The organism is Flavobacterium sp. GQ95 (assembly GCF_059758655.1).
In genome coordinates this window covers 185,444-205,050 of sequence record NZ_JCAXEB010000005.1, presented here as the reverse complement: position 1 = coordinate 205,050, position 19,607 = coordinate 185,444, and the positions used below count along the sequence as shown (strand labels likewise).

At 35.3% G+C, this 19,607-nt stretch carries 21 protein-coding genes; 5 read left to right on the top strand and 16 right to left on the bottom strand.

Features of this window, described 5'->3' with window-relative positions:
• Positions 1-182 precede the first annotated feature (182 nt).
• Positions 183-755 (bottom strand): Crp/Fnr family transcriptional regulator, encoded by a 573-nt coding sequence (locus tag AC6CH4_RS11930; RefSeq protein ID WP_498103255.1) that lies wholly within the window; start codon positions 753-755, stop codon positions 183-185.
• Between the two features lie 160 nt (positions 756-915).
• Here AC6CH4_RS11930 and AC6CH4_RS11925 point away from each other — a divergent pair, with 160 nt between their 5' ends.
• From AC6CH4_RS11925 to AC6CH4_RS11910, 4 genes are all read left to right on the top strand, one after another.
• Positions 916-1,311 carry a DoxX family protein gene (locus AC6CH4_RS11925; RefSeq protein ID WP_498103253.1) on the top strand — a complete coding sequence of 132 codons (396 nt, stop codon included), beginning with the start codon at positions 916-918 and terminating at the stop codon, positions 1,309-1,311.
• A gap of 155 nt (positions 1,312-1,466) precedes the next feature.
• Complete coding sequence (locus AC6CH4_RS11920) at positions 1,467-2,354, top strand: oxidoreductase (RefSeq protein WP_498103251.1); 888 nt, start codon at positions 1,467-1,469, stop codon at positions 2,352-2,354.
• Between the two features lie 65 nt (positions 2,355-2,419).
• Entirely contained in the window at positions 2,420-3,232 is an 813-nt protein-coding gene (locus AC6CH4_RS11915; RefSeq protein WP_498103249.1) for a helix-turn-helix domain-containing protein, read from the top strand.
• A gap of 276 nt (positions 3,233-3,508) precedes the next feature.
• Positions 3,509-4,303 (top strand): DUF1223 domain-containing protein, encoded by a 795-nt coding sequence (locus tag AC6CH4_RS11910; RefSeq protein WP_498103247.1) that lies wholly within the window; start codon positions 3,509-3,511, stop codon positions 4,301-4,303.
• Positions 4,304-4,431: 128 nt separating this feature from the next.
• Here the strand turns inward: AC6CH4_RS11910 and AC6CH4_RS11905 are convergent, their stop codons facing one another.
• The 12 genes from AC6CH4_RS11905 to AC6CH4_RS11850 form a co-directional block, all read right to left on the bottom strand.
• Positions 4,432-5,199 (bottom strand): LytR/AlgR family response regulator transcription factor, encoded by a 768-nt coding sequence (locus AC6CH4_RS11905; protein ID WP_498103245.1) that lies wholly within the window; start codon positions 5,197-5,199, stop codon positions 4,432-4,434.
• Complete coding sequence (locus AC6CH4_RS11900; protein ID WP_498103243.1) at positions 5,180-6,196, bottom strand: sensor histidine kinase; 1,017 nt, start codon at positions 6,194-6,196, stop codon at positions 5,180-5,182. The genes AC6CH4_RS11905 and AC6CH4_RS11900 overlap by 20 nt, the downstream gene beginning before the upstream one ends.
• Positions 6,197-6,318: 122 nt before the next feature.
• Positions 6,319-6,465, bottom strand: a complete 147-nt coding sequence (locus tag AC6CH4_RS11895; RefSeq protein ID WP_498103241.1) for a hypothetical protein — start codon at positions 6,463-6,465, stop codon at positions 6,319-6,321.
• Complete coding sequence (locus AC6CH4_RS11890; protein ID WP_498103239.1) at positions 6,462-7,235, bottom strand: DUF1223 domain-containing protein; 774 nt, start codon at positions 7,233-7,235, stop codon at positions 6,462-6,464. Before AC6CH4_RS11890 ends, AC6CH4_RS11895 begins: the two co-directional genes overlap by 4 nt.
• Positions 7,236-7,370: 135 nt before the next feature.
• Entirely contained in the window at positions 7,371-7,781 is a 411-nt protein-coding gene (locus AC6CH4_RS11885; RefSeq protein WP_498103237.1) for an organic hydroperoxide resistance protein, read from the bottom strand.
• 94 nt (positions 7,782-7,875) lie between these two features.
• Complete coding sequence (locus AC6CH4_RS11880; RefSeq protein WP_498103235.1) at positions 7,876-8,916, bottom strand: alpha/beta fold hydrolase; 1,041 nt, start codon at positions 8,914-8,916, stop codon at positions 7,876-7,878.
• 261 nt (positions 8,917-9,177) lie between these two features.
• Entirely contained in the window at positions 9,178-9,597 is a 420-nt protein-coding gene (locus AC6CH4_RS11875) for an organic hydroperoxide resistance protein (RefSeq protein ID WP_498103233.1), read from the bottom strand.
• Positions 9,598-9,784: 187 nt separating this feature from the next.
• Complete coding sequence (locus tag AC6CH4_RS11870) at positions 9,785-11,080, bottom strand: epoxide hydrolase family protein (protein ID WP_498103231.1); 1,296 nt, start codon at positions 11,078-11,080, stop codon at positions 9,785-9,787.
• 48 nt (positions 11,081-11,128) lie between these two features.
• Entirely contained in the window at positions 11,129-12,106 is a 978-nt protein-coding gene (locus AC6CH4_RS11865) for a nitrilase-related carbon-nitrogen hydrolase (RefSeq protein WP_498103229.1), read from the bottom strand.
• Between the two features lie 165 nt (positions 12,107-12,271).
• Positions 12,272-12,685: a cupin domain-containing protein gene (locus AC6CH4_RS11860; protein WP_498103227.1), complete on the bottom strand. Its 414-nt coding sequence runs from the start codon at positions 12,683-12,685 to the stop codon at positions 12,272-12,274.
• A gap of 70 nt (positions 12,686-12,755) precedes the next feature.
• Positions 12,756-14,057 (bottom strand): epoxide hydrolase family protein, encoded by a 1,302-nt coding sequence (locus AC6CH4_RS11855; RefSeq protein WP_498103225.1) that lies wholly within the window; start codon positions 14,055-14,057, stop codon positions 12,756-12,758.
• A gap of 277 nt (positions 14,058-14,334) precedes the next feature.
• Positions 14,335-15,078: an SDR family oxidoreductase gene (locus AC6CH4_RS11850; protein ID WP_498103223.1), complete on the bottom strand. Its 744-nt coding sequence runs from the start codon at positions 15,076-15,078 to the stop codon at positions 14,335-14,337.
• A gap of 398 nt (positions 15,079-15,476) precedes the next feature.
• On the opposite strand from AC6CH4_RS11850, the gene AC6CH4_RS11845 reads away from it, so the two are divergent.
• A complete protein-coding gene (locus AC6CH4_RS11845; protein ID WP_498103221.1) occupies positions 15,477-15,833 on the top strand; it encodes a winged helix-turn-helix transcriptional regulator in 357 nt (118 codons plus the stop codon).
• 26 nt (positions 15,834-15,859) lie between these two features.
• Here AC6CH4_RS11845 and AC6CH4_RS11840 read toward each other — a convergent pair whose 3' ends face one another.
• The 3 genes from AC6CH4_RS11840 to AC6CH4_RS11830 all read right to left on the bottom strand — a co-directional run bounded on the left by AC6CH4_RS11840 (position 15,860) and on the right by AC6CH4_RS11830 (position 19,606).
• Positions 15,860-16,411: a hypothetical protein gene (locus AC6CH4_RS11840; RefSeq protein ID WP_498103218.1), complete on the bottom strand. Its 552-nt coding sequence runs from the start codon at positions 16,409-16,411 to the stop codon at positions 15,860-15,862.
• 390 nt (positions 16,412-16,801) lie between these two features.
• Positions 16,802-18,964: a xanthine dehydrogenase family protein molybdopterin-binding subunit gene (locus AC6CH4_RS11835; RefSeq protein ID WP_498103216.1), complete on the bottom strand. Its 2,163-nt coding sequence runs from the start codon at positions 18,962-18,964 to the stop codon at positions 16,802-16,804.
• Between the two features lie 27 nt (positions 18,965-18,991).
• Positions 18,992-19,606 carry a hypothetical protein gene (locus AC6CH4_RS11830; protein WP_498103214.1) on the bottom strand — a complete coding sequence of 205 codons (615 nt, stop codon included), beginning with the start codon at positions 19,604-19,606 and terminating at the stop codon, positions 18,992-18,994.
• Between the last annotated feature and the right edge of the window lies 1 nt (position 19,607).

Genomic DNA, 19,607 nt, shown 5'->3' with positions numbered 1-19,607 from the left:
CAATCCCGATAGCGATCGGGCGCTGAGTCGCAAAGTGTTTTTTATTTCACGCAGATTTAAAAAGATTTAAGCAGATTAGCGCAGATTATTTATGTGCTAATGTTAAAAAAAAATCTTTTTAAATCTGCTTAAATCTGCCAAATCTGTGTGAAATTTTTATCTACATAAAATCACAATTTATTTTAAGAGCTATGCAATCGGCTTAAGGTTTCTCTGGAAACTCCAAGATATGCGGCAATCAAATGTTTTGGGACAAGATTGTATAATTGAGGATATAATGCCAATAACTCTCCATATCTTTTTTTGACATTGTTATTCATAAAAGATAAAAGCCTTTTTTGAGAAGCGATATAACCTCTATTGGTTCGCCAGCGGAAAAAATGCTCTAATTGATGGAATTCGCTACAAAGTTTTTCGCGATCCTCACTAGAAAGGCAAAGCACCTCTGCATCTGTGATGCAATCGACACTTATTGTGGCCGGGGTTTGGTTGTATAAAGCAGCATAATCAGAAGCCCACCAGGTTGGCATGGCAAACTGCAAAATGTACATTTTGATTTCGTCATTAATAAAGAACGCTTTCAGACAGCCCGAAATCACAAAATATTCGCAATCAACTTTATCTCCTTCACCGATAATAACCTGTCCTTTTTTAAAAGATTGTGGTTTAAAATGAGAAAAAATATAAGTGAAGTCTTCATCTGTCAATGAAGATATTTTGGCAATATGTTGTTGTAAGAGTTCTTTGGCTTCCATTTTAAAATCTGAATAAATCTTTTGTAAAGTTATAAAATCTGTTGAACTTATTGTTTGTCTATTTGGAAGCTAAAATTGTCCGGTTCGGCAAAAAAGCACTATTTTTTTTGATGCTTCTGATAGAAATTTGTCCTGTTTAACAACTTAAAAATTTAAAATCATGAATGCAAAAACAACAAAAATTATTTATTGGACAGGTGTTATTTTAACTTCTTTATGGTTTGGCGCCAGCGGTTTTTTTGAACTTACAACCAATCCAATTGTTTGGGGAATTACACAACAATTAGGTTATCCGGAACATTTTATTTATTTACTTGGTGTATTCAAAGTAGCCGGAGTCATAGTACTATTAATTCCGAATAAATTATTACGATTGAAAGAATGGGTATTTGCTGGTGTTTTCTTTGACATTACCTTCGCTTTCTTTTCAAAACTGGCAGTAATAGGTTTTTCTGCAACGGCCGATGCTATCATTGCTTTTGTAATGGTAAGTGTGACTTATTTCATGTTCAGAAAATTATATAGTGTTCAATATATTGCAACTACTGTAGAATAAACTTATTGCAATAAGAATTTAAAAGCCTGAGATTTATTCTTAGGCTTTTTTGTTTTTATTATTGAGCTTTTAAACACATAAAATTGAGCTTTTCAACAAAATAACAAATATTACTTCTGATGTAATTTTGTCACGAACAATTAAATACAATTACAATGAACAAAATATGGTTTATTACAGGAAGCTCAAGAGGATTAGGACGTGATCTTACAGAAGCAGTTTTAGAGAGCGGTGATAAAGTAGCAGCAACAGCCCGCGATATTAGTCAGTTAAATGATTTGAAAGAACGTTTTAAAGAGCAGATCTTTCCCTTAGCTTTAGATGTTACTAACTACGAACAAGTGTATAGTGCCGTTCAAACAGCTGCAGCACATTTTGGAAGAATAGATGTATTGGTAAACAATGCCGGATTCGGAATCATTGGTGCTGCTGAAGCATATACCGATGAACAAGTTAGAAGTCAGTTGGAAACCAATTTATATGCACCAATTGAAATTACCCGTGCAGTATTGCCTTATATGCGTAAACAGGGTTCAGGAAGAATTTTACAAATCAGTTCTATTGGCGGACGTGTTGGTAATCCGGGTCTAACAATGTATCAGGCAGCAAAATTTGGTTTAAGCGGATTCACTGAAGCTTTGGCTAAAGAAGTTGCTCCGCTTGGTATTTTGGTAACCAGCGTTGAGCCAGGCGGTTTCCGTACGGATTGGGCTGGCGCTTCTATGTCGTATGCAGCTGAAATTGAAGGCTACGAAACGGTAAAACAACGTACTGATTTTTTCAAAGGAGGAAAATTTGTTGCTGTGGGAGATCCTGAAAAAGCAGCGAAAGTAATGGTAAATTTAGCTTCTCATCCAAATCCACCAGTGCATTTGGTATTAGGAAGCGAAGCCATTGGTATTTTAAAAAATGCTGATCAAAGCCGAACAGAAGAAATGGAAAAATGGATCGACGTTAGTTTATCTACCGACCATGATGATGCCGGAAGTTTTTTTGATACAGCACAAGGAAAATGGTATACCAATAATGGTAAAAAACAATAATTTAAATACGTGTTACAATGGGCAGTTATCCATGATTACTGTCCATTTTTTTATAAATTTGTGATATGAACGATTCCAAAATAAATCAAAAAACATCACCAATTGCTTATTCCTGCTATTATACGCAAAATCGGGAAGGCGAGCAATTTGCGGCAGAACATGTTTTAAGTTTTCAGATTTCGGGGATACTTACTTTAAACAATGGGAATCAGGAATATGTGTTCAAGCCTGGCGATTTTCGTTTTATCAAAAGGAATCAGCTTATAAAATTCAATAAACAACCCGATCCTAATACCGCATTTCAGTCCATTTCAATTTATCTGAATCAGGAGGCGTTACGCGATTTTTCTATAAAACACAATCAGAAAACAAGTTTAATTAAAAGTCCTGAAACAGAAACTGTTTTTCAATTAAAAGAAGTTCCATTGCTTAAAAGTTTAATGGATTCACTGATTCCTTATATCAACGAAGATCAATTAATTACCGAAGAACTTCAGGCTTTAAAAGTAAATGAAGCCATAAATATTTTATTGCAATGCAAACCGGAACTCAAAGACATTTTATTTGATTTTAATGAACCTGGTAAAATTGATTTGGAAGCTTTTATGAAAAAGAATTTTCATTTTAATGTACAATTAGATCGTTTTGCTTATTTAACTGGTCGAAGTCTGGCTACTTTTAAACGTGACTTCCAACATATTTTTGAAATTTCGCCAAGTCGATGGTTACTACAAAAAAGATTACAACAAGCTTATTATCTTATAAAAGAAAAAGGAAAAACCCCATCGGAAGTTTATTTGGAAGTGGGTTTTGAAGATCTTTCTCATTTCTCCTTCGCCTTTAAAAAACAATATGGATTATCTCCATCGAAAGTGTGAAAAATTTAACCGCAAAGTACGCAAGGTTTTTTTTGAAGTAGAGGACGTAATAAAAACGCAAAGTTCGCAAAGCTTTATCAACTTTGCGAACTTTGCGTAAACCCTTTGCGATCCTTGCGGTTAAATTCAACATACAGCTTATTCTTTTTTCTACACCAAAGATTGGACTATTCAACTACCAATATGGACACTTGACATTTTTTCGTTTTAAAAAAAGCAACTGTGATTTTACCTTTGAGTAAATAAACAGAATGTCAAATTTTAAAAATAGAAATTATGAAAAATAGTATTCTAATCTTCTTCGCTATAACCCTTTCCTCCCTCTTTTTTTTAGACTGTTTTATGTTTCCTGAAAGCGAAATAGCCGGGAATTTTAAAACGGAAAAAGCAAAATTAGAAACCGCAAATAACAATGGTTTTGCTATAGTAGAACTTTTTACTTCTGAAGGCTGTTCGAGCTGCCCTCCGGCTGATGAATTATTAGCAAAATTGCAACGTGAGGCCGGAGACAAAAACATTTACCTCTTAGCTTATCACGTTGATTATTGGGATCGTTTAGGCTGGAAGGATCAATTTAGTTCGAATGAATTTACAAAACGTCAACAAAAATACCAGAATTGGCTTAATTTGTATGTGATGTATACGCCACAATTCATTATTAACGGAACTTCAGAATTTGCAGGTTATAATGAAACTGCTTTATACGAAAAAGTTTCAAATGCCCTGGAAACCAAAACAACGGCAGATTTAAACCTTACAGCAAAAACAAATAACGATTCTTTAGAAATTAATTACACAACTAATCTGCTTCAAAAAGATATTAATTTGGTTGTCGCTACTATTCAGAAGCAAGCCATTTCAAAAGTATTTCGCGGAGAAAACCAAGGTGCTACACTGCAGCATGTTCAGATTGTAAAACAGCTTAATTCTTTTCAACTAACTAAAAAAGAAGGAAACATAAAGATCGTACAACCCGACAATTTCAATTCAAAAGATTTCGAAATAATTGGTTTTATTCAAAATACAAATACGGGACAAATCTCCATAACCACAAAAGCTGAAAAAATTTAACCGCAAAGTACGCAAGGAATTACGCAAAGGTCGCAAAGTAACATTTAGCTTTGCGACCTTTGCGTTTTTATAACGCTCTCTACCTCAAAAAAAACTTTGCGTGCTTTGCGGTTAAATTCCAAGTACTGTTATCTGTTTTCTAACCAACTCAAAAAAGCAGTAGCTTTCTCTTTTCCAACCAATAATTTTTCTTCTGTCGGAATGGTCAATTTGATGATTAATTTACGGGAGAAATAATGTTCTGCTTCTCTTATTGCTGCAAAATTCACCAAATATTGCCTGTTCATTCTAAAGAATTGTATTGGCGATAACAGTTTATGGACCTCATCCAGGGATTGTGTAATTTGATATTCGGTTTTATCAAAACACATAATCGTTGGGGTTTCATTTTTAATATAAAACAAGGCAATGTTCTCTGTTAAAACCGTTTGGTATTTATTGTTTTTGAAAACCAAAAAACTGCTCTTTCCTTTATTCTCTCCCGTTCGGGTTAATAAATACTCGAAATCCGGCATCATTTTTTTATTTCTTTGGAAGAAATTCTTCAATTCACCTGCTTTTTTGATGGCCTGTGCAATGCTTTCTCTTGAAAAAGGTTTTAGTACATAATCGATTCCATTTGACTTAAATGCTTCAATCGCATAATCATCAAAGGCTGTACAAAATATTACAGGAGACAGAACCTCAACATTTTTAAAAATCTCAAAACACAAACCATCTGCCAGCTGAATATCCATAAAAATCAAATCGGGCTGATCATTTTCCAATAGATAACTCACGGCTCCGTCTATGCTTTGTATATACGACAAAATTTGAGCATCGGGCCTGATACTCAAAATTAGCTGACCAAGTGCTTTGGCCGTTTTTATTTCATCTTCAATTACTACGATAGTCATAAATCAGTGGTATTTTTACTTTAAAAGTAGTTTCATTTTTATCAATTTCAATTTCTTTGTGAACCAAATGCATAAAGCGCTGATTGATATTGTCTAAACCAACTCCGGTAGATAACACGCCTCTTTTAAGCTGAATCTGGTTTTCAATTACTAAGAAATCATTTTCAGTATATAATTTTATTTCCAACGGTTTATCCAGAGAAACAACATTGTGTTTGATACTGTTTTCAATCAATAATTGTAAAGTAAAAGGCGGAATAGCCGAATCGTATTGTTTTTGATCAACATTATTATTCAAAACAAATCCGTCTTCAAAACGCGCTTTTAGCAAATAAACATACGAATCTAAAATCTGGAGTTCTTCGCGAAGCGGAATCAAATCCATTTTTCTGCTTTCTAAGGTAAAACGATAAAAATCAGATAATTTCAGAATAAAATCAGCACTTTGCGGATCCTGGATTTCTACCATTGATTTTAATGTATTCAGGCTATTAAACAAAAAATGCGGATTGACCTGTTGTTTCAATAATTCGTATTGTGCTCCCAGATTTACGGCATGCGTACGTTCTAATTCGATTCCCATTTGCTGTGTCTGATAGTTTTGAAAAAGCAAATGCAGAAACATATAAACGATCAGATTGATTAAAACTCCCCTTAATTCAAACATAATTGGGGCATCCATTTTCGAGATCTGAAAAAGTTCCTGATGTCCAATTACCAGTATAATCATAATTAGAATTCCTAATATAACACTTAGTAAAAGTTTCCAGTTAAATAAACTTTTATTGGTACGCTGGGAAGAAAATTTAGGCAGGCTGTAAATATTATAATACCATATAAATATAGAAAACATCAGGGTAATCGAAGAATTGATTACAAGATCTGAAGCTGTTGAATCGGCATCAAATAATTTTGGTACTGAAGCAAGAATTGCAAGTGCTATAGAACTTCCCCAAATCACTTTTTGTGAAACCTGAAAGCTTTTTACTTTTTCCATAATTTTTTTCTGTTTTTTATCTTGCTTGTCAAAGATAGAATATTTAAAAAGGATTTTTTACTGACAGAAAAAATCGGAACAAAATATTTTTATCCCGATTTCAATACCTTTTAAAATTTGATTTAGAGCCAAAGTGCTTTATTATCCTGCATTAACTGCATGATGTTTTCTTTTATAAGAAGATCGTTTTTATGACGCTTTATAGTGTTGTTGCGTTTTGCATTTTCCGTTTTGCTGCAACGGGTTAAGCTTAAGAATAGTGTTTTCATAAGATAGAAGATTGTTGAAAAGCAGCTCTTGTTGCTCCTGAAATATTTCCATTATTTTTGTCCTGCACAAAACCGATCACTTCATACTCTTTTTCATTAAAACTTTTTGGTAAATGAATCGATACAGTTCCTTTTTTGCCTTTTAAATCAACTGAATGCAAATGATGTACAATTTGATAATGTGACAAAATGCGGTTGGCATTCTCCCCTCTTTTTACATTAGTTTTAGCTGCTTTCTGAACAATGGCAATTAATAAGCTACTGTTTTTAAAAGTTCCTTCGATGTTATAATTTACGGTAAGATTATTATTGGCCTGACTGGCTTCTAAAGATAAATCAGTTGTAACAGGTTTTGAAAGCGCCGATTTGATTCCGTTTCGAACCAACGTTTCCTGCGAAGCGATATAATCTGCTTTTCCGTTTATGATTAACTGCGGTGTATAAATAGGTTCTTTTCCAAGGAATTTGGCATAATCATACTGTCTTTTGGTATAATCTGCATTACTAAAAACATCTTTCCACCCCTGTCTGTCCCAGTAATCGACGTGATATGCCAAAACATACACATTGTCATCTTTGTATTCATTTTGAATCCTTCCCATCAAATCATCTGCGGGAGGACAGCTCGAACAGCCTTCAGAAGTATATAATTCTAATAAGGTAAAACCTTTCACTGCTTTTTTCTCAGGGTTGTTTTGTCCAAAAGCAGTTATTCCGATTAGAAGAATCACTGCAATAAAGAATGCTGGTATTAATTTTATTTTTTTCATTTTTTCTAAAGTTAGAAGTTAGATGTTAGACGTTAACTAAGAAGTTAAGAGTTAAGGGGTTAAGAGTTTGACGTTAAACTGGGTCATAACTTCTAACATCTAACTTTTAACCCTTAACTTTTAACCTGTATAAATTTAAAGAATATTAATTTCAACCTTAATATTCCCTCTTGTAGCTTTAGAGTAAGGACAAGTCTGATGTGCTTCATCTGCTAATTTTCTTGCAGTTTCACTATCTAAACCTGGCAGACTTATATTTAAACGAGCCTGTAAGGAGTAAGCTCCGTCTGTTACAGCCAAATCTACTTCAGCATCTACTGCGGTATCTGCAGGCAGTTTAATATTTAGTTTTGAAGCGGCGATTCCCATTGCGCCAATAAAACAGGCTGACCATCCCGCTGCAAAAAGCTGTTCCGGATTTGTACCAGGACGTGAAGACCCCGGAGAACTTAATTTAATATTCAATTGATCATCTGAACTTTGTGATGCTCCTTCGCGACCGCCAGTTGTGTGTGTTTTTCCTGTGTATAAGATTTTTGTTTCCATGATTTTTTAATTTTTAGATTTTAGATTATTTGAATTTTGTAATTGTAATTGTAATTAACATTGAGATTGAAATTGCTTTTTGATATTGCAATTTTTAATTCTTAGCAAAGCCATCTACGTCAATAATCGCTTGTGCAAATGCTTTTGGATCTTCTTGTGGTACGTTGTGCCCTATTCCTTTTAAAACTCTATGCTCGTATTTACCTGTGAATTTGTCTGCATACGCTTTTCCATCCGCGAAAGCGCCATCAAAATCACTTGCAATTGTAATTGTCGGAACTTTAATTGCAGGTCTTGCTGCCAAACGTTTTTCTAAACTATCATATTTAGATTCTCCAGCTTCAAGAGATTGTCTCCATCTGTAATTGTGAATTACAATTACTACATGATCAGGGTTATCAAAAGACTGCGCTGTCTGATCGTAAGTTGCTTTATCGAATTTCCATAAAGGAGAAGCTATTTGCCAGATTTGTTTATTGAACTCATAAGTGTTTTGAGCATATCCTAATTTTCCTCTTTCTGTAGCGAAGTAATATTGGTACCACCATCCTAATTCTGCTTTTGGAGGTAATGGTTTTAAATTGGCTTCAAGATTTACCACCAAATAACCGCTTACCGAAACCAATCCTTGTAAACGTTCTGGCCAAAGTGCCGCCATAACCACAGCTGTTCTTGCTCCCCAGTCGAAACCGCCAATCACTGCTTTGTCAATTTTAAGTGCATCCATCAAAGCGATAATATCACTTGCTAATGCTGCTTGTTGGCCATTTCTAAAAGTATCTTTTGAAAGAAAGGTTGTAGTTCCGGATCCTCTTAAATACGGTGTGATTACTCTGTAGCCTTTTGCCACTAAAATGGGAACCACTTCATTATAACTGTGAATGTCATAAGGCCAGCCGTGAAGTAAAATTACAGGTTTTCCATTTGAAGGCCCTGCTTCAGTATAACCTACGTTTAATAAACCGGCGTTGATTTGTTTTAAAGTTCCAAGAGAAGAACTTACTGCAATTGCATTTGTTTTTTGATTTTCTGATTGTGCATTGATTGATGTCATGGCAAAGAAAAGAACGGTGATTAAAAATACTTTAGAAGTTAAAGTTGTAATACTGTTTGAGATTTTTGATATTGTTTTCATAATTTCTGATGTTTTAATTATTTGATTATTAGTTAATTTCTTCGTCAAAAGTATGCCGACAACAGTCCTTATACAATCAGAAAATAGCTCAACCGGACAAAGTAAAAGTTGAAACGGACAGGCATAAAGTTGAAGTTTTATGTTTAATTGGATATAAGATTACTTTGCAATTAGATACTCCACTATGAAGGAATCATTTCTTTACTAAAGCAAAAAGGTTCTGATTTTTAAATTGATCAGAACCTTTTAAATGAGTTTTTCTTAGATAAGATTGTACTCTGTTTTAATGTTGCCTTTTATAGCTTTTGAATAAGGACAAGTTTCTGATGCACCTTGTATAATGCTTTTAGCAATTTCAGGATCCAAACCTGGTAAGCTAATGTTTAAACGTGCCTGCAATGAATAACCATCATCACCTGAAACTAAGTCAACTTCTGTACTAACGTAATGTCCTACAGGAAGTGTAACTTGTAAATTTGCTGCTGCTTTTCCCATTGCTCCAATAAAACAAGCAGACCAGCCTGCCGCAAATAATTGTTCCGGATTTGTACCCGGACCTGTAGATCCCGGAGTTGAAAGTTTGATATCTAATTTACCATCTGAACTGCGAGATTCGCCTGTTCTTCCACCTGTTGTATGCGTTACAGCTGTGTAAAGCACTTTTGAATTGTTTGTTTCCATTTTTTTGTTTTTTTTAAGGTTCTGAGGTACTAAGGTGCTAAGGTTCTGAGATATTAGCATCTTAGCATTTTTTATTGTTGTGTTTAAGGTTCGAAAAAGATAAGGCCAGAGATTCTGAGTTTCTAAATTTCTGAGATAAAAAAACCTTAGTCTCTTAGCTCCTTAGCAACTTAGCCCCTCTTTTAAATTATCTAAGCGTTTTAAATGCAAGACGCAATTCTGCTGTAAACAATTGTGGTTGTTCCCATGCTGCGAAATGTCCTCCTTTATCTACTTCGTGAAAATAAATTAAGTTTTTGAATGCTTTGCGTGCCCATGTTTCTGGCGATGTAAAAACATCTTCCGGAAAAACGGTAATAGCAACTGGTAATTTAATCTGATCGGTTTTCATTGAAGCCGAACTTACAATTTCGATGTTTCTGTTTTCCCAATATATTCTTGATGCAGAAGTTGCACTATTAGTAAGCCAATACAATGAAATATCATCCAGAACTTCATCTTTTGTTGGTGATTGTTTAGGATCTGTCCCATATGACCAATTAGCAAAACCGGGATGTAAAAGAAGCCATGCTGCAAGACCGGCAGGAGAATCATTCAAAGCGTAGCCTACTGCCTGAGGTCTTGTCGTCATTGTCATCTTATAAGTAAAATCACCTTCCTTAATTGATTTGCTAAGATGATTGAAAGAAGCGCGTTCTTTTGCAGAAAAACTTTCCGGAGCTATTCCACTTCCCAGAGCCTTTCCACCTTCTGTTGGTAAGGTTGCAGGTAAGTTGCTATGAATACCAAGCAATCCTTTTGGTGCTTGTAATGCCATTGAATTAACAATTCCAGCTCCCCAGTCTCCACCTTGGGCAACATATTGTTTATATTCCAAACGATTCATCAATACTGCCCATGCTTTTGCAATTCGGTCAATATCCCATCCTACTTCTGTTGGTTTTCCTGAAAATCCAAATCCTGGTAATGATGGTATAATTACATCAAAAGCATCTTCGGCTTTTCCGCCATAAGCAACAGGATTAGTTAAGGGCCCGATAACACTCATAAATTCAAATACTGATCCTGGCCATCCGTGACTTAGGATAAGCGGCATTGCATTCTTTTCTTGAGAGCGAACATGAATAAAGTGAATATCGACACCATCAATTTTTGTTATAAACTGTGGATAAGCATTTAGTTTAGCTTCTGCTTTTCTCCAGTCATAAGTAGTTCCCCAATAATGTACTAAGTCTTTCATTTTAGAAAGATTTGCTCCCTGAGACTGATCGGCAACGGTTTCTTTTGTTGGCCATTTTGTATCCTGAATACGTTCTTTAAGATCTTTTAAATCGGCATTCGAAATATTAACTTTATAAGGCCGAATTGCCTCACCATTTTTTACATCTTTTATATTTTTTTCTTGTGCTGTAACTTCACTCAACGCAAGTGCGAATAGTATTACCCATAGTGTATGAGCAATGATTTTTGCTTTATTCTTCATTTTGTATTTTCTTTATTTTTTTGTTTTTATTTTTTTATTTCGTAGAAATTATTCTTGTAAAATAGCTTGCTCAGCAAGTTCGTGAACATGAGGTTTTGGAGTTCTGTCGATCAGTAAACTTAAAAGTTCCGGACGGCTGTAATGACCGCTTGCATCCATAAGTCTTTTGCGGGCATCAATTTGTGCAAAATCTATTTCAGCTATGACTTCTCCTTCTCCAGATTTAAGAGCTTCCCCTATAATTTGTCCATCAGGGCCAATTATAGCAGTAAAACAACCTCCACTAATAGGACCTGTTGGCCCATTGGTATCTTTAGCAATTTGAGCTTGTTGATCTGCATCTAACCATCCGGTTGCAACAACAACAAAACAAGCTGATTCAAGTGCGTGTTGTCGAACATTCACTTCTGTCTGTTCACTGAATAATGGACCAAAAATAGACCCCGGATACATAGCCGAGTGGATTTGTTCTCCGTCCGCAATCAGGGCATATCTAAAAAGTGGATTATAATGTTCCCAACAAGCAAGCTGCCCAATGCGACCAACTGCACTATCAACTGCACGCAGACCAGAACCATCACCTTGACCCCAAATCATTTTTTCATGATAGGTTGGTGTTAGTTTTCTACGGCGTTGAATAAGTGTTCCATCAGCATCAAAAAGAAGCTGTGTATTATAAATGGTTCCTCCATCTCTTTCATTTACTCCAATCGATACTACCATGTTTGCTTCTTTTGCTGCATTTCCTATTGCATCGGTTGCTGCAGATGGAATCGTAACTGATTCTTCCAATAGGCGCTGATGCTCTTTTGCCATTGCAAACGGAGCCTGAAGAAAAGAGAAATAAGGATAATAAGGCACTATTGTTTCCGGAAATGTGGCAAATTGAACACCTTGTTTTCCAAGATCTAATATTTTGTTGACTACCTTTTCAACAGTTGCATCACGACTGTATAAAACGGGACTAATTTGTACAGCAGCGACCTTTAAAATTCGATTTATCTCTGTTTGTTTATTATTTTTCATTGTGTTTATTTTTTAAACTAATTCAGTATCAGTTAATTTCTTCGTCAAAAGTATCCCTGTTACAATACCTGTACCATCAGAAAATAACTCAAATGGACAAAGTGATGATTGAAACGGACAGCCTTATAGATGAAGTTTTATACTTTCTGCCAGTTTGTAAACTTTTTATTTTTTTAGTACCAAAATTGGTTTCCCTTTTTCTACAATATAAGTTGCCAGTTCTGAAGCTTTTGCGTTGCTGTGATTTCTAGCTGAGTGAATTACGCCTGCAGGAATAAAAAGTACTTCTCCTGCTTTTAATGTTACTGGTTTATCATCATTGATTTGATATTCTAATGAACCTTCAAGGACATAAATAACTTCTTCACCAGGATGAGAATGTTTTCCAAAAGCGGTGTGTGGTTCAAAATCGATTCTCGCCTGTACTGTTTCGCGTCCGGGAATACTCAGATCATGCTTTTGTAAATCGGTTCGTTTTATACCGGTTTGTGCGGCAATCTGATTGGGAATTAAAAAAGCGATTATTCCTAAAATGATAATAGCGACTACTACCCATGTTTTGTTTTTCTTTGTTTCCATAATTTTATTGTTTAGCGTAGTGAATTAATTGCCTGGTAGATTTTAAAACCTATCAGGCAATAGGATTTTATTATTTTCTTAATGATTTAAAAGCGGCGCGAAGTTCTTCTGTAAAAAGTTGCGGTTCTTCCCAGGAAGCAAAGTGACCACCTTTGTTTACTTCATTGAAATAAATCAGGTTTTTATATGCTTTCTCCGTCCAGCTTTTTGGTGCCTGATAAATCTCTCCCGGAAAAACAGTCACCGCCACCGGAATTTTGATTTCATTTGTTTTTTGCTCTACAACATTAAAGTTGTTATTGTTGTTCTCCCAATATAAACTGGCTGAAGAATTAGCTGTATTAGTAAACCAGTACAGTGATATATCGTCAAGGATTTCATCTCTGGTCAATGATTTTTCAACATTGCCACCGCTGTAAGTCCAATCGTTGAATTTATCCAGGAAAAATGAAGCCAAACCAACTGGCGAATCTGTAAGTCCGTAACCTAAAGTTTGAGGACGGGTTACCATCATTCCGGCATATCCTGCGCCTCTGGTATATAATTTATTCAACGAATTAAAAGCCGTTTTTTCTTTAACCGATAATCCTGCAGGTGCCGGACTACCGTCTTGTAATGCTTTAGCAATATTTGCCGGTACTGTTGCAGGCATATTCAAATGAATTCCCAACAGTCCCTGTGGAGCCTGTACGGCCATTGCATCTGCAATTACAGAACCCCAGTCACCACCTTGTGATACATAATGTGTATACCCTAAACGTTTCATTAAAACATCCCATGCTTTTCCAATTCTTTCAGGTCCCCAACCGGTTTCTGTTGGTTTTTCAGAAAAACCATAACCGGGCATTGAAGGAATTACAACATCAAAAGCATCTTCTGCTTTTCCACCATAAGCAGTAGGATCTGTTAACGGACCAATAACTTTTAAAAGTTCAAAGAATGATCCCGGCCAGCCATGTGTAATAATAATTGGCAGAGCATTTTTATGTTTGGATTTTACATGGATGAATTGAATATCTAAGCCATCAATTTTAGTAATAAATTGAGGTAAGGCATTTAGCTTCGTTTCTGTTTTATGCCAGTCGTAACCAGTTCCCCAATATTTTACGATACCTTGAATTTGAGTTAATTTCACTCCTTGCGACTGATCTGTTACAGTTTCTTTTTGCGGCCATCTTGTAGCATTTACACGATCACGAAGTTCTGTGATTGCTTTTTCTGAAATACTAATATGATAAGGGCGAATCGTTTCTGATTCTTTTGCTGTTTCAACTTGTTTTTTCTGTCCAAAGCTTGTTGTAGCTATCAACATAAAAGCTCCTGTTGCGATCGCATTTAAGAAGCTGCGTTTGTTTTTTTGAATTGTTTTCATTTTTTTTGATTTTTAAATTACTTGATTATCAGTTAATTTCTTCGTCAAAAGTACTTTGACAATCCTTCTTTTAAAATCAGAAAATAGCTCAAACGGACAAAGTAGGAAGTGAAACGGCCAGGGTGAAATTTGAGATTTGAAATACTTTGCGATTTAACCGCAAAGTGCGCAAAGATTTTTTTAGCAGGGTTTTATGAAACGCAAAGATCGCAAAGCTATGAGATGAATAACTTTGCGACCTTTGCGTAAATCTTAGCGCACTTTGCGGTTAAGCCTTTTAAGCCAAAACCATTCCCCCATCCATAATAAAATCAGCACCGGTGATGAATTTTGAGGCTTCACTACTTAAATGCGAAACCATTTTCGCTACATCTTCTGAAGCTCCCATTTGTTTTAACGGAACCTTTTCCACAACAACATTCATAATCGATTTTACAGTTGTTTCATCTAAACCTACTTTTTTCATTACTTCTGTTTCTGTTGGGCCAGGACTAACCGAATTTACTCTGATTTTTCTTGGGGCTAATTCAACTGCTGCAATTTTCATTACTGCATTCAGCGCCGTTTTGCTTGAAGAGTAAACAGATGATCCTGCTCCGCTCATGCTAGCAGTATTAGAAGAAAGAAATACTACGGATGCACTATCTTTCAGGATTGGAATAAATCGACTTAAAGTAAAATACGCTCCTTTCAAATTGATATTCATAATATCATCATACAAGGTTTCTGTTGCCTGTTCAATAGTTCCCAAACCAGCAATTCCTGCATTAATAAAAAGAATATCAACTTTACCAAAGTCTTCTTTTACTTTTGAAGCCAGATTTTCAATATCTGAAACACGGGATTGATCCGCAACAATGGCATGCACTCCTAATTCTGAGGCTGCTTTTTCAATTGCTTCTTTTCTTCTTCCGGTAATGATCACTTTTGCACCTTGTTCTTTAAATTGTTTGGCTGTTGCGTAACCAATGCCGCTATTTCCTCCGGTAATTACTGCAATTTTATTTTTTAAATTGTCCATTTTTTAAGTTTTTAAATTAATGGTACAAAGTTAAATCTGAAAAGACATTGCTTTCTCAGCGATATCATAGAGTATACTACGTTTTTTCACCATATAAGTGATATAAGTTCATATAATAGCAAGTGTTTACTTGCTTCATATAAAAGTCAAGGTCATATAAGAAAATAGTAATGAGTATTTTAGCACTTAAACTTAATGCGATAAAAATTACTCTACTGTAAGTCCCGCTTAAATGAGCTTACCGCAAGGATTATTCAAACTAACCACAAAGTTTAAATGAACTTATATCACTTATATGGTAAAGAAATTACGCTCCAACAAACACAAAGTTTTAAATGAACTTATATCACTTATATGGTGAAAAAAAATATTTATATCTTAGTATTAAAATTCTAACTATGGCAAGGAATCAGAAAGAAGAGTTTCAGGCACTTCAGGACACTTTATATGTTTTGGGAGGGAAATGGAAATTGCCTATTATAAACTCCATTTGTAATGGAAATACACGATTCAAGGAAATTCAGCAAAGTATTCCCGGAATTACTTCGCGTATGCTTTCGAAAGAATTAAAAGATATGGAACTCAATAATCTGGTTAAAAGGACGGAAGACCGTGATGCTAAAGTTCCCATACTTTACGAATCAACAGAATATTGCAAATCTTTTGGACCCATCATTAGTGAAATGATCAATTGGGGAATATCGCATCGGGAACATATTCGGAATAAAGAAAAGAATGCTACAGTAAAAAAATAAAGCCCTGAAATTTCAGGGCTTTATTTTTATTTCTTCTTTTTCGATTTTGATTTCGATCTTTTTGCTTTCTTTTTGGCGATTTTTTTTGCCTTAGCTTTGTCTTTTGCTTTTTTTGCTTTGGCTTGCTTTTTAGCTTTTGCTTTTTGCTTTGCTTTTTTAGCTTTCTCTTTCTTTTTATCTTCTTTAGCTTTTTCTTTTTTCTTAGCTAGTTGTTTTTTCTTTTTTGCTTTTTCTTTGTCCTTGTCTTTTGCGTCTTTTTCTTTCATCTTGGTCTTCTTCTTTTTAGATTTAATATTATTTTTATCTTCTGAAACAATTTCTTCCGTTTTTTCCAAAGCCTCAGCCGAAACAGTTTCTTCTTTTTGTTCTGTAGTTTCTGGTACTAAAACTTCAGGCTTTTTAACAGATTTCTTTTTTGTTATGGTAGTTTTTGGCTTTACTGCTGCCGCTGGTTTTGAATCCGTTGTTTCCGTTTTTATGTCATTGTCAGAAGCAATTTCATTTTCAAGAGTTTGCTCACTGGCTTTTAAACTATCATTTTCAGAGTTTTCATTTAATTCGGTTTCTTTTTCTTTCATGTGCAGATATATTTATTAGAGTGAAATTTTAAATAATTTTCAATGTTATTTCTATTTTAACTGAATGTTAATTAATTATTAACAAATATACCTTTAAAAATAACGCTCCAATGTTAAGCTTTGCTTTTCAACAAAAACTTAACATTGGAGATTTTTGTTACTTTGAGTAAAATTTGATTTTGAATCTTACTACACTTTTGACTTAGTTATTTTCTTTTATAATAAATTAATTTTTCAGAGTCAGGTAGTTTAATCTTTTGATAGAGAAGTTTTTGTTTGTTTGTATTGCTTATTAAATTATTCAAAAAAAAACTCCAATCTCATTTTGAGCTTGGAGTTTAGAAATTTCAACTTATGATAAATTATTACTGATAATTAAAAATCACTTTTTTAAACATTTGAAAGACTAAATGGCAAAGTCCTGATTCGTTTTCCAGTTAAATCAAAAATAGCATTTGTTAAAGCCGGAGCAAAAGGTGGAAGTCCTGGTTCTCCAACACCGCCTGCATCTGCTTCATTATCTATGATGTATACTTCTATAGATGGAATTTCATTAATTCGCGACATTTGATAATCATAAAAATTATGTTGCTCCACTACATTATCTTTAAATGTAATCTGATGCATTGTTGCAGCACCCAAACCCATCACAATGGAGCCTTCGACCTGAGCGTGAATAATATCCGGATTTACATACCAGCCACAATCCATGACAGCCCAGACTTTATCAATTTTGACACCGCCCTTAGTGTTTTTAGAAACTTTTACAATATGCCCTACTGTTGAGTTGAAACATTCCGTAATCGCTACACCGTAACCTTCATTTTTTGCGCGATTTTTCCAACCCGAAACTTCTTCCATTTTATCTATTAACTTTTGGCAGCGCTCTTCCTGCAAGTGTTCGCGACGAAAATCCAATGCATCTTTTCCTGCTTCGTGTGCCATTTCATCAATAAAACTTTCATAAGCAAATCCGTTTGTAGAGGCATATACAGATCGCCAAAAACTCGTTGGAATCGTAGTTTCAAAAAGAACATCTGAAATACTCAGGTTTTTAATACTCTCATAATATGGTTTTAAAAATCCTTCACTGGTACTTCTGTTGGGTTTGTCTTTTGGTCCACCACGCCAGTGATCATTGTTCTGACCAGCCATTCTGAATTTCAATGCTTCAATTTTTCCATTAGCTATAGTTCCTTCACATCGATAAGAAATCCCCGGACGAAAAGGCCCTAAAGTAGCATCATCCTCACGTGTCCAAATCACCTGAACTGGCCCGCCTAATATTTTCGAAACTCCAACTGCTTCACTTGGATAATCGATCATGGCTTTTCTTCCAAAACCTCCCCCAAGAAAAGTCATATTCACAATTACTTTCTCTTTGTCAATTTTAAACTGTTTACTTATGTCGTCCTGAATCCATCCCGGTGCTTGTATTGGTCCCCAAATTTCAATCGAATCGCCTTTATGATGAGCAATACAGTTAATAGGCTCCATCGCAACATGTGATTGATAGGGCGTTTGGTAAACAACATCTATTTTTTTAGTTGATTGCGCTAGTATTTCAGTAGGATTGCCTTGCGTTTTGAGTATCATACCTTCCTGACTTTGCAATAAATCATCCTGAGTTTTATAGATTTCCGGAGTACTCCAGTGTTTAAAACCGCTGCTATCCCATTCTACCTTTAATGCTTTTCTGCCTTCAAGAGCTGCCCAGGTCGAATCTGCCACTACAGCAACACCTTCACGCTTATAGTCATAATAGCCCATTTCAACTTTAAAGACCTTCTTAACTCCGGGAACTTTTAAGGCGCCTGTAGCATCAAAACTTTTTACTTTTCCAAAATAACGAGGATCACGTTCTACTGAAGCAAACAGCATTCCGGGAATTCTTTTATCAAGCCCAAAAATTAATGTACCGTTTGTTTTAAACGGTGTATCAATTCTTCGTAATGGTTTTCTAATTAATTTGTATTCTGATATTTTTTTGAGCTTTGGTTCTTTCGGTGTTGGCAGTTTGGAGGCTGCTACGGCAAGTTCTCCATAATGTGCTTTTTTGCCGGAAGGTTTATGAATTACATGTCCCAATTCTGCATAACAATCAGCAACTGGAACATTCCATTTTGCAGCGGCAGCAGCAATTAGCATTTCGCGCGAAGCCGCACTTAATTTTAGGAGATTTTTATAAGAGGATCGAATCGTTGAACTTCCTCCTGTTACTTGTCCACCATATTTTTTTTCGTTTCCAATTGCAAAAATGACATTGATATCATTCATATCCACTTCCAATTCTTCGGCTACAATTTGTGGTACCGAATGATAAGAACCCTGCCCCATTTCTGCCCTGTGATTCACAATAGTTACTTTTCCTGATGGATTGATGATAATCCAGGGACATAATTCGATTTCAGAATCAGTTAAATCAGAAGGTGTCACAAGTGTTGGAACTCCATCTGCGGGAAAATAAAAGCCAAGACAAAGTGCTGCACCACCCAAACCGGTTAGCTTAAGAAAATTTCGTCTTGTCGTATCAACGTTGTTATTTTTAGTCATCGGATCGTCATTAAAATTAAAGCAATTCTATTTAGCAGGAGCATAAGCGCCAGTTTGCAGCCAGGTGATCCAGGCTTTTTTAAATTGTGCATGCGTTAAAGGCGGAACTGTTCTTCCTTTACCAGGATTCCAGCCTGCTTTTACTAAACCGTCATCAGCATGAGCAATAAGTTTTTGCAAATCCTTATGTCCATTCAGTTCCGGATTAACCAATTGTTTGGCCAATTCATGAGGAGTTTTCCCTTCAAATACCATTTTCATATCAGCAGGTGGTAAATGCCATTCGGAATTTCCCGGAGGTGTATGTAATCCGGGACTATTGGATTGCTGATGACAATTGGCACACTTCATTGCGTAAACTCCTTTTCCATCTTTTCCTCGTTTGGGTTGCATGCTGTGTACAACGCTATTATCACCCTGAAGCGGAATATCTCCTATGGGATGACAGTTAACACAACGTGGACTCATAAGTACCTTATATACTTGCTTAAAAGCCGCCACTGATGCTACACTGTCTTTTTTTATGGGAGCAATACTAATATATTTTTTTTCCGTTATCCGATGCATCGAAACAGTAAATGCCAGTCCAATTGTAGAAATTAGAATTACAGCTATCAATATAAATTTAGTTTTTGTTGACATG

Coding starts and splice junctions, on each gene's coding strand:
- AC6CH4_RS11885 (WP_498103237.1), bottom strand. CDS start 7,781: ATGGAAACAAAAATCTTATACACAGGAAAAACACACACAACTGGCGGT.
- AC6CH4_RS11855 (WP_498103225.1), bottom strand. CDS start 14,057: ATGAAAACAATTCAAAAAAACAAACGCAGCTTCTTAAATGCGATCGCA.
- AC6CH4_RS11915 (WP_498103249.1), top strand. CDS start 2,420: ATGAACGATTCCAAAATAAATCAAAAAACATCACCAATTGCTTATTCC.
- AC6CH4_RS11890 (WP_498103239.1), bottom strand. CDS start 7,235: ATGAAAAAAATAAAATTAATACCAGCATTCTTTATTGCAGTGATTCTT.
- AC6CH4_RS11830 (WP_498103214.1), bottom strand. CDS start 19,606: ATGTCAACAAAAACTAAATTTATATTGATAGCTGTAATTCTAATTTCT.
- AC6CH4_RS11845 (WP_498103221.1), top strand. CDS start 15,477: ATGGCAAGGAATCAGAAAGAAGAGTTTCAGGCACTTCAGGACACTTTA.
- AC6CH4_RS11860 (WP_498103227.1), bottom strand. CDS start 12,685: ATGGAAACAAAGAAAAACAAAACATGGGTAGTAGTCGCTATTATCATT.
- AC6CH4_RS11875 (WP_498103233.1), bottom strand. CDS start 9,597: ATGGAAACAAACAATTCAAAAGTGCTTTACACAGCTGTAACGCATACA.
- AC6CH4_RS11870 (WP_498103231.1), bottom strand. CDS start 11,080: ATGAAGAATAAAGCAAAAATCATTGCTCATACACTATGGGTAATACTA.
- AC6CH4_RS11900 (WP_498103243.1), bottom strand. CDS start 6,196: ATGGAAAAAGTAAAAAGCTTTCAGGTTTCACAAAAAGTGATTTGGGGA.
- AC6CH4_RS11850 (WP_498103223.1), bottom strand. CDS start 15,078: ATGGACAATTTAAAAAATAAAATTGCAGTAATTACCGGAGGAAATAGC.
- AC6CH4_RS11920 (WP_498103251.1), top strand. CDS start 1,467: ATGAACAAAATATGGTTTATTACAGGAAGCTCAAGAGGATTAGGACGT.
- AC6CH4_RS11895 (WP_498103241.1), bottom strand. CDS start 6,465: ATGAAAACACTATTCTTAAGCTTAACCCGTTGCAGCAAAACGGAAAAT.
- AC6CH4_RS11835 (WP_498103216.1), bottom strand. CDS start 18,964: ATGACTAAAAATAACAACGTTGATACGACAAGACGAAATTTTCTTAAG.
- AC6CH4_RS11925 (WP_498103253.1), top strand. CDS start 916: ATGAATGCAAAAACAACAAAAATTATTTATTGGACAGGTGTTATTTTA.
- AC6CH4_RS11840 (WP_498103218.1), bottom strand. CDS start 16,411: ATGAAAGAAAAAGAAACCGAATTAAATGAAAACTCTGAAAATGATAGT.
- AC6CH4_RS11865 (WP_498103229.1), bottom strand. CDS start 12,106: ATGAAAAATAATAAACAAACAGAGATAAATCGAATTTTAAAGGTCGCT.
- AC6CH4_RS11905 (WP_498103245.1), bottom strand. CDS start 5,199: ATGACTATCGTAGTAATTGAAGATGAAATAAAAACGGCCAAAGCACTT.
- AC6CH4_RS11930 (WP_498103255.1), bottom strand. CDS start 755: ATGGAAGCCAAAGAACTCTTACAACAACATATTGCCAAAATATCTTCA.
- AC6CH4_RS11910 (WP_498103247.1), top strand. CDS start 3,509: ATGAAAAATAGTATTCTAATCTTCTTCGCTATAACCCTTTCCTCCCTC.
- AC6CH4_RS11880 (WP_498103235.1), bottom strand. CDS start 8,916: ATGAAAACAATATCAAAAATCTCAAACAGTATTACAACTTTAACTTCT.